Genomic DNA, 13,087 nt, shown 5'->3' on the forward strand with positions numbered 1-13,087 from the left:
CGAGGTCAGCGCCGGCCACTATGCGACCTTCGTTCGCGTGGACGGACTGGCGGCCCGTGTCCTAGCACGGTTCGGCCCAGCGCGTGCTCGCGAGGCCCGTCGTTTGAGCCACCTCGTACCGGGATCCGGCGAAGCTCTAAGAAAACAGTCCGAGCGGAGCGAGGCCCTTTCGAGGCGGCTTGGGAGCCGCCGGCCCGCATGAGGCGGATCCATGGGCGGGGTCCATGTCCCGGCTCATCTGTATAAGGGAGGCCGGGGGGCTCGTGGTCGTTCTGGGATGGGGACCGACAGGCCGTATCGGGACCAGAGCAGGCGTTGCATGAGCAGGGTCAGCGTGCCGGCCACGACCATGCCGGCGATGTTGACGGCCAGCTGGAGGGCGGAGGCGCCGACGTCGTCCCAGGCGCCCAGGGCCATGGCGACGGAGGCGTACCCGGCGGCCGGGACCGTGGTGACGGAGATGAAGACGCCGACCAGGGCCGACGACTTGCCCGCGGTGATCGACAGCACCCCGGCGGCGCCCGCGAGCAATGCCACGATGAAGGACCATTTGTCGGGCTTGACGATGAACTCGACCTCTCGGTGTCCGGCGAGTATGCCCGCGTCGATCCAGCCCAGCCAGTGCGACACCAGGGCGAAGGCGAAAGTGATCGCGATCGCGACGCCGAACCCGATCGCCAGGGCCCGGAGCGCCTTGCCGATCAACGCGGGGCGGCGGTGCAGCAAGCCGAAGCAGATGGCCGCGATCGCGCCGAACTCCGGACCGAGCACCATCGCGCCCACGATCAGGATGGGCGAGGCGACCACCACGCCGATCGCGGCGATCTGGGTGGCGATGGCGAGGAAGGCCAGGAACGCCCAGCTGATCTGCGAGTCGGCGTCCACGCGCCGGGCCAGGTCCTCCCAGACGACGGCGTCCTCCCCCGAGCCCGGGGCCTCCTCCTTGGCCCGTTCGGCGACGTCGGACAACGACAGGTCCACGGCCTCGACCGCGATCGACCCGGTCGAGGGCAGGCCCAAATCGGTCAGGCGTTCGATCACCCCGTTGGCGGCCTCCCGGGCGATGTCGCAGAGCACCAGGTCACCTGGCGGCTCCTGGGCCGCACCCGCCAGCACGACGAGGTTGGTCAGCCCGGTCGCCTCCCGCAGCATGGCGACCACCTCGGAGGTGCGCTCCGAGGGGCTGATCACACGCAAGTGCAGCACGCGCAAACCCTACTGACCGAGTACGCCACCATGGGCGCCGACTTCTCAACCCGGCACAACAGCCACGCGTGACCGAAGCACCTTTCGCTCCAGCCCGGCGAAACCCTCCGAGCGAAGCGAGGCCCCTTTCGAGGTCGCTTCACGCAGCCGATCGTCGGGGCGGTCGGATAGGCCGGCAATCGGGCGTGCCCCGCCGAGGGCCGGCGAAGCTCTGAGAAGACAGCCCGAGCGAAGCGAGGCCCATCTCAAGGTCGCCTCACCTGGCCGATCGTCAGGGCGGTCGAACAGGCCGGCAGTCGGGCGTGCCCTGCCGAGGGTCGGCGAAGCTCTCAGAAACGGCCCGAGCGGAGCGAGGCCCATTTCGAAGGGCCTTTCAGATGCCGCGCATGCGGAGGACGTGGAGGGCCAGGGTGAGGTTGAGGCGGAGGTGGGCGTCCTCGGTGAAGTTGCCGAGCATCCGCTCCAGCTTGCCGATGCGGTACCGCAGCGTGTTGTAGTGGAAGTGCAGCCGCCGGGCCGTCTCGGCCACGTTGAGGTTGGTCTCCAGCAGCACCTGGAGCGTGCGTCGCAGGTCGGCGTTCTCGGCGTCCTCGTCCAGGGCCAGCGGCCCGAGCGTCTCCCGTACGAACGAGTGCAGTTCGGCGGTGTCGTTGACCAGTGACAGCAGCCGGTAGACGCCGAGCTGGTCGAAATGGGCGACGGCGCCGGCGCCGTGGAGCTGGCGGCCCACCCGGGCCGCCTTGAGCGCCTGGCCGTAGGCGTCGGGCAGCAGTTCGGCGCCCTGCGCGGTCCTGCTCATGCCGGTGGAGAAGGTGGCGGGCCGGCAGTCGGCGAAGGCCGCCACCGCGTCCTTGGCCAGGCGGGCCATGTCGACCCCCGACCCGACGATGGCGACGACCTCGTGGGAGAAGCCCGCGACGGCGCCGCGGGGGTCGTGCCGGCGCAGGGCGGTGACCCAGGCGGCGAGCAGCCGGTCGGGGGGCAGGTCCCATTCGGGGTCGATCTCGGCGACCAGCACCCCGACGGGCCGTTCCAGGTCCCACCCGAACGCGCGGGCGCGGGCGGCGACCCGGGACCCGCCACGGCCGGTCAGGACGTCCCGAAGGAAGTCGGCGCGGTACTTGCTCTCGACGGCGGCAACCGCCTCCTGCCGGGTCACGACCAGGGCCGCGACCGTTGCGGCACGTTCCAGAATGCCGATGTCGCCGTCCTGGATGGCCCCGCCGGGCCGGTGGGCGACGATGCGCCCGTGGTGGTGGCCGCCCGCGACGACCGGGACGACGGTGTACTCCCCGCCGGAGACCGCCGGGGACGCGCGCAGCACGGTGGTGTCCCCCGCCGCTTCGAGGACGTGCCCGGCGGGGTCGACGACGGCCACCGCCACGTCCAGGAGGCCGGCCACCTCGGCGACGACCTCCCGCAGCCCGCCGCCGGCCAGCACGATCTGGACGAGCGCCCGGTGGGCCTCCTCGGTGCGGGCGAGCAGCGCGGCCTGCCGGTTGAGGATGTCGGTGAGCACCTGGTTGAGGATGTCGTCGAAGCCGACGTCGTTGGGGAGCAGGATCAGGGGGAAGCCGAGCCGGTCGGCCTGTTCGACCATCTCGGCGGGCAGCTCGTCGACGTACCTGCCGAGTTTGATGCCGAGCGCCGCCAGACCGCGTTCGTCGAGGTCGGTGACGAGCCTGCCGAGCGACTGCGGGGTGTTGCGCAGGGGGTAGCCGGTGGTGAGCAGGAGCTCGTGGGGCTTGACCCACGCGAGGATGTCGGGCACCTCCATGACGTTCAGTCGCTGGACGATGCGGTCGAGGCCGGCCTTGCCGCCGATCAGCCGGGCTCCGGCCAGTGTGGAGACGCCGAGGACCTCCCCCACGGACACGCCGTGAATGATGGTGCCCGTGGAGGCCAAACGCATCGCCGGGGGTGATGGGTCAGCAGTCATGGTCATGCTCCAGGGTGGAACGTTGTTTCAGAGATTCTGACGGAACAGCCTGTCTGTCAACAAGAGCCAACTGTCCGCAGAACTGTTGTCATCTTTCTCCGTACGGCCCCCTCCAGGACCGTTCTACGGTCTCCCCAGACTCGCGGGAGGCCGAGTGACACTGGGCACGCGTTCACGGATCCAACATCGCACGCCGTCACGGTCCAAAACGTTCGGCGCGGCGAGCACCGCGCTGCGCCCGGCGCTCGAGTCGGCGCGGCGGCCGGCCCGGGTGCTGGCGGTGTTCCCGCTCGGCGTCTACCTGGAGATCAGGACCGACGTGGAGCCGTTCGTCGTGGCCGTGGTCAGCGGCGAGGCGACGCGGCTGCCGAACGCCGTGGTGCTCGCCGACCCGCTCCCGGTGATCTCCGCCGGGAACGAGGCCGCCGTGGGCGACGGGTCGATCGAGATCGGCCGGCTCACCATCCGCGTGCGCCGCTGGTGGGACCCGGCCCCGGCCCTCGGGCCCCTCGACCTGGACAAGCTGTCGCGGGCGCTGCCGAGGTTCGAGGAGATCTGCCTGTCCTCGGCCCGCCGTCCCGGGCTCGACCCCGGGGGCGCCGGGGCGTTGCTCGCCAGGGGCTGCGCCGAAGGCTCGCTGACGGCGGCCATCACCGCGACCGAGCAGCTCATGGGCCTCGGCCCGGGGCTGACGCCGAGCGGCGACGACATGCTCGCGGGCGTGATGGTCGCCTTGCGCCAGTTCGGCCGCGCGACGGGCGTGGCCAGGGCCGTGTGGCTGGCCGACTGGCTCGCCGCGACGGTGGCGTTCGACGCCCGCACCCGCACCACGCCGATCTCGGCGACCCTGCTCCACTGCGCCGCCCAGGGCCAGGCGTGCGCCGAGGCCCTGGCCGTCCTGCGCGGGCTGGCCGGGCACCAGCCGCTGGAACCGGCCGTGCGCCGCCTGCTGCGGCTCGGCCACACCTCGGGCGCCGACCTGGCCTGGGGCCTGCGCACGGGCCTGTCCTCGGTGATCGCCCTCGGCGGGAGATTATCCGCGGCCCGCTGACATACCGGGGTGAGGCCTCCCCGCGGCGAGCAGGGGGGCGATGATCGACGTATCAGGCATTCTGACGAGGGGGCGGTGAGCGATCGTTGACCACGAGCACCGATCTGGTGGAGGTGCGCGCCGGGCTCTATCACGACTCGGTGAGCCTGATGCGGATCAGCCAGGCGCTGGGCGGCCGGCCGGGCGTCACCGTCGCGGTGGTGGCCATGGCCACCGAGCTGAACCTCGGCCTGGCCAGGGACGTCCACTTCGAGATCCCCCCTGCGGGCCCGACCGACCTGCTCATCGCGATACGGGCCGAGTCCGGCGCGGCGCTTCAGGACGCGGCCGAGGAGCTCGACCGGCAGTTCGCCGCCCTGGCCAGGGGCGGCGGCCGTGGGGGGCCAGCGGCCGAGAGCGCGCCGCGCACGACCCGGTCGGCGGCGCGGGCCTTCGACGCCACGGTCGCGCTGGTGTCGGTGCCCGGCGAGTACGCGTTCGCCGAGGCGATGGACGCGATCGACGCCGGGCTCTCTGTGATGATCTTCAGTGACAACGTGCCCGTGGAGCAGGAGGTCCTGCTGAAGGACCGCGCCAAGGAGCGGGGCGTGCTGGTGATGGGCCCCGACTGCGGCACGGCGGTCGTGGGCGGCGCGGGCCTGGGCTTCGCCAACGTTCTCAGGCCGGGTCCCGTCGGCGTGGTCGCCGCGTCCGGCACCGGCGCCCAGCACGTCACCTGCCTGCTCGACCACGCCGGTGTCGGCGTCAGCCACGTCCTCGGCGTCGGCGGCAGGGACCTGTCGTCGGCGGTCGGTGGCCGGTCCACTTTGGTGGCGCTCGCGGCCCTGGACGCCGACCCCGCCACCGAGCTCATCGTCCTGGTCTCCAAGCCACCGGCCCCCGAGGTGGCCGAGATCGTGGACCGGGCGGTCGAGGGCCTGTCGACACCCGTGGTCACCGCCCTGCTCGGACCCGGGCGCGACCACCTGACCTCGGCGGCCGAGCGGGCCGTGAGCGCCCTCGGCGTCCCGGTCCCCCAGTGGCCCTGCTGGACCGTCCCGCAGCCGGTGGGCTCGGAGCTGTCGGGGCTCTATTCCGGCGGCACGCTGTGCGCGGAGGCGCGGATCATCGCGGGCACCGGCACGTTCACCGACTTCGGCGACGACGAGTACACCCAGGGCAGGGCCCACCCGATGATCGACCCGAGCATGCGCCTCGAAGCGCTCGCGCGCGCCTCCGGGGTCGTGCTGCTGGACGTGGTGCTCGGCCACGGCGCCGAGCCCGACCCCTCGTTCCGGCTGGCGCCCGCGGTCCGCGCGGCCCGCGACCGGGGGACGGCCGTGGTGGTGGCCCTGGTTGGCACCGACTCCGACCCGCAGGGCCTGCTCCGCCAGGCCGAGGCCCTGGTCGTGGCCGGGGCGTCGGTGTTCACCTCCAACGCGGCCGCCGCCGGGCACGCCGCGAGCCTGATCGGGAGTGGTGCCCTGTGAGGTTGTCCATGCTCGACGGCGAGCCCCGCGTGATCACCACCGGCGCCGCCGTCCTGGCCGAGGCCCTGGACGACCAGGCCGTCCCGCGCCTCGGGGTCGACTGGCGGCCCCCGCTCCCCGGCACCTCCGCCGCGCTGGCCAAGGTGCTGGCCGATCCACGGCGCGAGCGCGCGAACGAGGTCGCGGTGGGGCGGCTGCTGTCCGCACGCCCGGCCCTGGTGGGGGTGCGTCCCGCGCGCGAGGTGCTGGACCTGCCGCCGCGCACGTTCTTCCACGCAGGGCCGCCCATCGACTGGGAGCGCGCCTCGGGCCCGATGCGCGGGGCGCTGATCGGCGCCGCGCTCTTCGAGGGGCTGGCCGGGGACGCCGAGGAGGCCGAGCGGCTGCTGCTGTCGGGAAGCGTGCGGCTGGACTCCTGCCACCACCACCGCACCGTCGGGCCGATGGCCGGGGTGGTGAGCCCGTCGATGTGGATGTTCGAGGTCGTCGACGGCGAGCACGGCAGCACCGCGTACTGCTCGCTGAACGAGGGGCTCGGCAAGGTGCTGCGGTACGGCGCCTACGGTCCCGAGGTCGTCGAGCGGCTGCGCTGGATGGGCGACGTGCTCGGGCCGGTGCTCGCGGGGGCGCTGGCGGTGAGCGGGCCGATCGACCTGCGGTCGCTGATCGCCCAGGCGCTCCAGATGGGCGACGAGCTACACAACCGTAACCGCGCGGCCACATCTCTGCTGGTCCGCGAGATCGCGCCGGCGATCGTGGACGCCTCGCCCGAGCACGCCGCGTCCGTGCTGCGTTTCATCAACGGCAACGACCACTTCTTCCTCAACGCGGGCATGGCCGCGGGGAAGGTCAGCGCCGACGCCGCGCGGGACGTCCCCGGGTCCTCGCTGGTGGTCGCCATGGCGCGCAACGGCACCGACTTCGGCGTCCAGGTGTCCGGGCTGGGCGACCGGTGGTTCACCGGTCCCGCCGGGGTGCCCGACGGGCTCTACCTGGGCGCGTACGGGCCGGACGACGCCAACCCCGACATCGGCGACTCCACGATCACCGAGACCTCGGGCCTCGGCGGGTTCGCCATGGCCGCCGCTCCGGCGATCGTCCGTTTCGTCGGCGGCGACGTGTCGGACGCGATCGCCGCGACCCGGTCGATGTACGAGATCACCCTGGCCGAGCACCCGGCGTACCAGATCCCCGGGCTGGGTTTCCGGGGGACGCCCACGGGCATCGACGTCGCCCTGGTGGCGCGGACGGGGCAGCTCCCGATCGTCAACACCGGCATCGCGGGCCGCGTCGCGGGAACGGGGCAGGTCGGGGCCGGTCTGGTGAGCCCGCCGGCCGAGGCTTTCACCTCGGCGCTGGCCGCTCTCGCCGATACGTAGACTGCGCTTGAATTCCCATTGACGCGCGTTTGACCCTAATATCAGTGGCCAGCCTCACCGTCTTGACGACGCACATGATCAATTTATGAGGATATGACGCGGACGAGCGTGAATTGGGGACCGCGGTATGACGACCGATCGCGCGCTTGGGAGGGCGCCCTCAATGACCGAGGGTAATAGCCCCCTGGGAGGCGCCGGGGTCGCGCCAGAGGGTCAGGGACGGCTCGTGGGCCGGCGTTACCGCCTGCTCTCTCCGGTCGGCCGTGGCGGCATGGGCATGGTCTGGCACGCCCATGACGTGCTGCTCGACCGCGACGTCGCGGTCAAGGAACTGATCCTGCCCTTCGGTCTCGACCACGCGGGCAAGCAGGTCGCCCACCGCCGCATGCTGCGCGAGGCCAGGTCCGCCGCCCGGCTGAGCCACCCCGGCATCGTCACCGTCCACGACGTCGTCGAGGAGGACGGCCGTCCCTGGATCGTCATGGAGCTGGTCCGCGCCTGGTCGCTGGAGCAGGCCGTGCGCCAGAGCGGGCCGCTGCCCGTCGTGCAGGCCGCCGAGATCGGCGTCCGCGTCCTCGACGGGCTCCGCCACGCCCACGCCGCCGGCATCCTGCACCGGGACGTCAAGCCCGGCAACGTGCTGCTCACCGCCGACCGCGTGGTGCTCACCGACTTCGGCATCGCCGCCATCGAGGGCGACGTCACCATCACCCAGACCGGCCTGCTCATGGGCTCGCCGGCCTACATCCCGCCGGAGCGGCTCCAGGGCCGCCCGATCACGCACGCCGCCGACCTGTGGTCGTTCGGCGCCACGCTGTACGCCGCCGTCGAGGGCCGCCCGCCCTACGAGGGGCCCGACGCGGTGGCCGTACTCGGCGCGGTGCTGACCCAGGAGCCCAACCGCCCGCAGCGGGCCGGGGCGCTCCTGCCGATCATCGAGGGCCTGCTGCGCAAGAACCCCGCCGACCGCATGCCCGCCGCCCAGGCCGCCGACCTGCTGGAACGCGTCCTGCGGACCCACGGCTCCGGGCTGTCGCCGCGCGGGGAGCGCCCCGGCTCCACGCCGTTGCCCACGCAGGGCGACTCGACTCCGGTGCGCATGCTCCCTCCGCTCGACCCGCCTTCGGGGCCGATGCCGTCGCGCATCGTCGAGACCCCCTCGGGGCCGGTGCGCGTCCCGTTCGACCCGGCCGCCGACGCCGACGCCGGGCGTCCCGACATGTTCCGGGCGCATGTGCCGAGCGACTCCGGCGCGCACAGCCTGCCGCAGGGGCTGCCCGCCGGGTACGACGCGCTCGACGGGCCCACCAGCACGATGACCGGCCCCTTCGGCGTGCAGCAGGGCCAGGTGCCGCAGGGCCAGGCGGCCCGGCCGAGCCCCTACGACGCGCTGCGCAGCCCCTCGGGTCCCCAGCCCAACCCGTACGACGCCATGAGGAGCCAGTCGGGTCCCCAGCCCGATCCGTACGACGCCGTGAGGAGCCAGTCGGGTCCCCTGCCCGACCCGTACGACGCGCTCAGGAGCACGACCGGGCCGCAGCCCGAGCCGTACAACACGCTGCGCGGCGCTTCGGGCGGCCAGCCGAACCCCTACGACGCGCTCCGGAGCCAGACGGGCCCCCAGCCCGGTCCCTACGAGTCGCCCGGCAGCACTTCAGGACCTCAGCCCGGCCCGTACAACGCGCTGAACAGCACTTCGGGCCCGTACGAGGCGCTGAGCGGCCCTTCGGGGCCCCAGCCCGGCCCGTACGAGGGCCTGACCAGCCCGTCCGGACCGCAGCCGAACCCGTACGACGCGCTCAAGAGCGCGAGCGGGCCGCAACCGCTGGAGGCGTTCGACGCGCTGAGCGGCAACGCGCTCACCACCGGCCCGCACCGCGCCCAGACCGGCCCCCACCGCGACTCGCTCGTGGCCGGCGACACCGGGTCACGGGTGTGGCCCGCGCGCCAGGGCGGCAACCTCGCCAGCGAGCTGGCCAGGGACTTCACCAGCGACTCCTTCGCCGGCCCGAGGCCGGGCACCGGGCCGCAGGACCCCGACACCCGGCCGCGCCGCCGCCGCGCCGATGACGACGATGACGACGACTCCCGCGAGGGACGCTCCCCCGTCCTGCTGGTCCTGGCCGGCGTCGGTGTCGTCGGCGTGGTGGCCGCCCTGCTGTTCGTGCTGTGGCCGACCGGCTCCCCGCAGGACGACGTCGCCACCCCGCCGGTGGCCACCGCCGCGCCGACCGACCAGCCCTCGACGCTGGCCGCCCCCGAGGACCAGCCCTCGGCGCTCGCCGGCCCCGACGACCAGGTGGCCCCCACCCAGATCCCGTCGACCTTCCGCTCCCAGACGCAGGTGGGGGTGTCGGTCGCGGTCCCGAAGGACTGGACGGCGTCCACCTCGGGCGACACGGTGACCTACATCGGCCCCAAGAGCTCCGGGCGGCGCATCCAGATCAAGAAGGTGCCCTCGACCGGCGACGACGGGCTCGCGGTGCTCACCAAGGCCAAGGACGAGGCGACGCTCACCGACTACGCCCAGGCCAGGCTGGAGTCCTCCTCGTTCGGTGAGGAGGACTGGCAGGCGAGCGTGTGGGAGTACACCTACACCGCGCTGAACAACGTGACCACGCACGCCGTCACCCGGCACATCACCATCGACGACAAGACCGCCTACGAGGTCACCATCACCGCGCCCGACGCCGAATGGGGCCAGGCGGAGAACCGCCAGACCATGGCGATCCTGTGGAGCAGCTTCAAGCCCGTCTCCTGATCAGGTGAGCGGGATCGCGACCTCGTCCTCCAGCGGCGGCTCGATCTCCTGCGGGCGGCAGCCGGTGGCGGCGAAGCAGCGGATCCGCAGCGTGCCGTCCTGGACCGAGACGTGCAGAAGGCTCTTGAAGAACGGCGGGGTGTCCCAGTCGGACAGCTCGGAGAACCAGCGGTGGAACGTGCGGCCCACCGGCAGGCGGAACGGCATGGGCCAGCCGCCGAGGATCCGGGCCGCCCACCGCATCCGCGCCGTGATCCGCACGGGCCCGCCCTGCCGGACCGGCGCCGTGGCGCCCGGCGAGGCCGGCGTCCCGTCGCCGGTGCCGACCGGGCGCGGCGGGGTGTTGCCGATCTGCCGGGACATCAGCGTCAGGCCCTCGTCGGGCGAGAGGTAGAGCCAGCGCAGGCGCCAGCGGCCCCGGTAGAGGTTGCTGTAGAACGACAGCGAGTCGCCGCGCAGCGGGTAGCACTTGAAGTCGTCCTCGTGCACGCCCCCGACGTCGACCCTCGGGATCGTGTGGGTGGCGTGCATGAACGCCCCGCCGCCGCCGGACACGATGTACTGGATGACCCGGTCGCCCACCTTGACCGGGTAGCGCTGGTAGTTGTGGGTGTCCCCGCCGATGGCCGCCACGTAGTTGCTCGCCGGGTCCCTGACGATCTCGTCGACCGTGCCGCCGTCCTCGATGGGGCAGGGGTGGTACTCGTTGCGGTCGTAGATCGGCTTGCCGGTGATCAGGATCTTGGGCCGGGGGTCGGCCGACACCTGGCGCAGCCACGCGCCCTGGTCGCGGTCGATGCCGCCCTTGATGCCGGTGTCGATGCCCACCAACAGCAGGCCGGGCAGGTCGATCACCCAGTACGGCGCGGGCTGCACCGCTTGCTGGGCGGGCAGCGACCGGCGGGTCATGGCCTCGGCGAACTTCGGCTCGTCGGCCGTGTCGGGCTTGGTCCAGAGCAGGCCGCGCACCCCCGAGGGCGACAGCGAGAACCCCCGCCGGCGCGCCTCCAGCGCGGGCGCCTCGCAGAAGACCCGCATGAAACCGCCCAGCCCGTCGTACCAGTCGTGGTTGCCGGGGACCGCGTAGATCGGGGCGGTGTAGTCCTTGTACGGGCGGAAGAACTTGTCGTCGTACTCGTTGACCGAGCCGGTGGGGTAGATGACGTCGCTCGCCACGACCGTGAAGGCGGTGCCGGCGCCGAGGGTGAGCAGGCCGGGCACCACGGCGTACTGGGAGGCGTCGCCCTCACCGGTGTCGCCGACGACCAGGAAGCTGTAGTCCCCGCTCCCCACATCCGGCTTTATCCGGAAATCAGGGTCGACGCCGTGTTCCCGGCGGGCCGCCACCCAGCGGCGGCGCACCTCGTTCGAGGGGTCGCCGAACAGCTGCGCGAGGATCTCGTTGCGCGAGCGCCACAGCGTGCGGGGCGTCAGCCAGGAGAAGCTCACCTCGTTCGGGCGCAGCGCCTGGAACGCTCCCATCTCCTGGCAGGACCACCCGGCGCCCTCTTCCGACACCCGGGACGACACCCGCCTGCCGCGCGCCGCCGCCCGCTCCACATCGACCATGACCCTATCTTTGCCATGATCGTCCCCGAACGCCTACCGGATCGGCCAATCGGCACCATCCCGGCATGCCGCCCAGGGTGTCAGGACCCCGGGGGCCCTTCGGGGATCAGGATGCCCGGGTTGAGGATGCCCGCCGGGTCCAGGCGCTCCTTGACCGCGCGCAGGACCTCCACGCCCAGCTCGCCGATCTCGTCCGCGTACGCCTCCCGGTGGTCGCCGCCCACGCCGTGGTGGTGGGAGATCGTGCCGCCCGCCAGCCCGATCGCCTCGTTCACGGCCTTCTTGGCGATGTCCCACTGGGCGAGGGGGTCGGCGCTCTGCGCGGTCACGACGGTGAAGTACAGCGAGGCGCCCGTGCCGTACACGTGGGACAGATGGCACATGACCAGCGGCGCGCTGCCGGGACCCGTCCCGCCGGCCGTCCCGAGCGCCACGCTCAGCACGAGCCGCACCGCGTCGTACAGCCTCGGGATCCCCGACCAGAAGCAGGCCGTCTCCAGGGTCTCCACGGTCGCCCCCGCCGCCAGCAGCGCGTCGCGCAGGTAGGGCGCGGCGAAACGGCCGTGCGCCCACGCCTCGCCGGGCTCGGGCCCGAGGTAGACCCCGCCCATCTCCGACAGCGTCGCCGCCGTACGCTCCCGGCGGTGGGCGACGTCGCCCGCCTCGCCCTCGTACCCGACGACGGCCAGGCAGCCCGCGTCGGACCTGAACCCGCCGATCTCGCCGGGCTTGGCGAGGCCGACCATGGTCTCGGCCTCGTCCGACAGGCGCAGCACGGTCGGCATCGGCCCCTCCTGGGCCACCCGCCGCAGCGCCGCCGTCCCGGCCTTGAACGAGGGGAACCGCCAGCCCTCGTAGACCTTCTCTGCCGGGGCGTGCCGCACGCGCAGCCGCAGGGAGGTGATGACCCCGAAGGCGCCCTCGGAACCGAGGACGAGCTGGCGCAGGTCGGGCCCGGCGGCCGACTTCGGCGCCCGCCCGGCCTCCAGCGTGCCGCGCGGGGTGGCGACGGTCACCCCCATCACCATGTCGTCGAAGCGCCCGTACCCCGCCGAGGCCTGGCCGCTCGACCGCGCCGCGGCGAAGCCCCCCAGGGTGGCGTACTCGTAGGACTGGGGGAAGTGGCCCAGGGTCAGCCCGTGCCGGGCGAGGATCATCTCGGCCTGCGGGGCGCGCAGGCCCGGCTCGAAGTCGGCGACCAGCGACTCGGCGTCCAGCGACAGCATGCGGTTGAGCCGGGTCACGTCCAGGGCGACCACGCCGGCGAAGCCGCACCGCGAGGCCACGAGCCCGCCGACGACCGAGGTGCCGCCCCCGAAGGGCACGACGGCGACCCGGTGGTGGGCGCAGACGCGCAGCACTTCGAGGACCTCCTCGTGCGACCCGGGCAGCAGCACGGCGTCCGGGGCCTCCGAGCCGTCGCCGTCGCGCATGCGCAGCAGGTCGGGCGTGGACTTGCCCCGGGTGTGCCGGATCCGGGCGTCGTCGTCGAAGCGGACGTTGGCGGCGCCGACGGCCCTGCGGAGATCGGCCAGCACCAGCGGCGACAGGGCGACGGCGTTCAGCCTGACCTCACCGAAGCTCGCCGCGGGCCGCGCGGGCTCGCGCACGCCCAGCAACTCGCTCAGCAGCTTGCGTACGGGTGCGGGCAGTCCGGTGGCCTTGGCGGGGTCGCCCCAGCCGGACCAGAGCATGGGCTCGGCAGCGCTGTCG

General features: G+C 73.1%; 8 protein-coding genes. 4 read left to right on the plus strand and 4 right to left on the minus strand.

The annotated features are described in order from the left end of the window. Window positions 1-234: 234 nt before the first annotated feature. Entirely contained in the window at window positions 235-1,206 is a 972-nt protein-coding gene (locus NYZ98_RS18910; protein ID WP_262844135.1) for a DUF389 domain-containing protein, read from the minus strand. 373 nt (window positions 1,207-1,579) lie between these two features. Then, complete coding sequence (locus tag NYZ98_RS18915) at window positions 1,580-3,145, minus strand: PucR family transcriptional regulator (protein ID WP_262844136.1); 1,566 nt, start codon at window positions 3,143-3,145, stop codon at window positions 1,580-1,582. Window positions 3,146-3,299: 154 nt separating this feature from the next. Between NYZ98_RS18915 and NYZ98_RS18920 the strand changes: the two genes are divergently transcribed. From NYZ98_RS18920 to NYZ98_RS18935, 4 genes are all read left to right on the plus strand, one after another. Further along, window positions 3,300-4,196, plus strand: a complete 897-nt coding sequence (locus tag NYZ98_RS18920; protein WP_262844137.1) for a DUF2877 domain-containing protein — start codon at window positions 3,300-3,302, stop codon at window positions 4,194-4,196. Between the two features lie 86 nt (window positions 4,197-4,282). After that, window positions 4,283-5,665: an FdrA family protein gene (locus tag NYZ98_RS18925; RefSeq protein WP_262844138.1), complete on the plus strand. Its 1,383-nt coding sequence runs from the start codon at window positions 4,283-4,285 to the stop codon at window positions 5,663-5,665. 8 nt (window positions 5,666-5,673) lie between these two features. Further along, entirely contained in the window at window positions 5,674-7,044 is a 1,371-nt protein-coding gene (locus NYZ98_RS18930) for a YlbE family protein (protein WP_262844139.1), read from the plus strand. 226 nt (window positions 7,045-7,270) lie between these two features. Then, complete coding sequence (locus tag NYZ98_RS18935; RefSeq protein ID WP_262844140.1) at window positions 7,271-9,805, plus strand: protein kinase domain-containing protein; 2,535 nt, start codon at window positions 7,271-7,273, stop codon at window positions 9,803-9,805. Here the strand turns inward: NYZ98_RS18935 and NYZ98_RS18940 are convergent, their stop codons facing one another. Further along, window positions 9,806-11,374, minus strand: coding sequence for a metallophosphoesterase family protein (locus tag NYZ98_RS18940; protein ID WP_262844141.1), 1,569 nt, complete (start codon window positions 11,372-11,374; stop codon window positions 9,806-9,808). Between the two features lie 80 nt (window positions 11,375-11,454). Beyond that, window positions 11,455-13,068, minus strand: a complete 1,614-nt coding sequence (locus NYZ98_RS18945; RefSeq protein ID WP_262844175.1) for an FAD-binding oxidoreductase — start codon at window positions 13,066-13,068, stop codon at window positions 11,455-11,457. Window positions 13,069-13,087 lie beyond the last annotated feature (19 nt).

Origin of the sequence: Sphaerisporangium corydalis, from assembly GCF_025506355.1 — a bacterium.
In the GTDB taxonomy this organism is placed as follows: Bacteria; Actinomycetota; Actinomycetes; order Streptosporangiales; family Streptosporangiaceae; genus Sphaerisporangium; species Sphaerisporangium corydalis.

Excerpts from the sequence above, each read along its gene's own strand:
- NYZ98_RS18915 (WP_262844136.1), bottom strand. The coding sequence starts at position 3,145 with ATGACTGCTGACCCATCACCCCCGGCGATGCGTTTGGCCTCCACGGGC.
- NYZ98_RS18930 (WP_262844139.1), top strand. The coding sequence starts at position 5,674 with ATGCTCGACGGCGAGCCCCGCGTGATCACCACCGGCGCCGCCGTCCTG.
- NYZ98_RS18940 (WP_262844141.1), bottom strand. The coding sequence starts at position 11,374 with ATGGTCGATGTGGAGCGGGCGGCGGCGCGCGGCAGGCGGGTGTCGTCC.
- NYZ98_RS18945 (WP_262844175.1), bottom strand. The coding sequence starts at position 13,068 with ATGCTCTGGTCCGGCTGGGGCGACCCCGCCAAGGCCACCGGACTGCCC.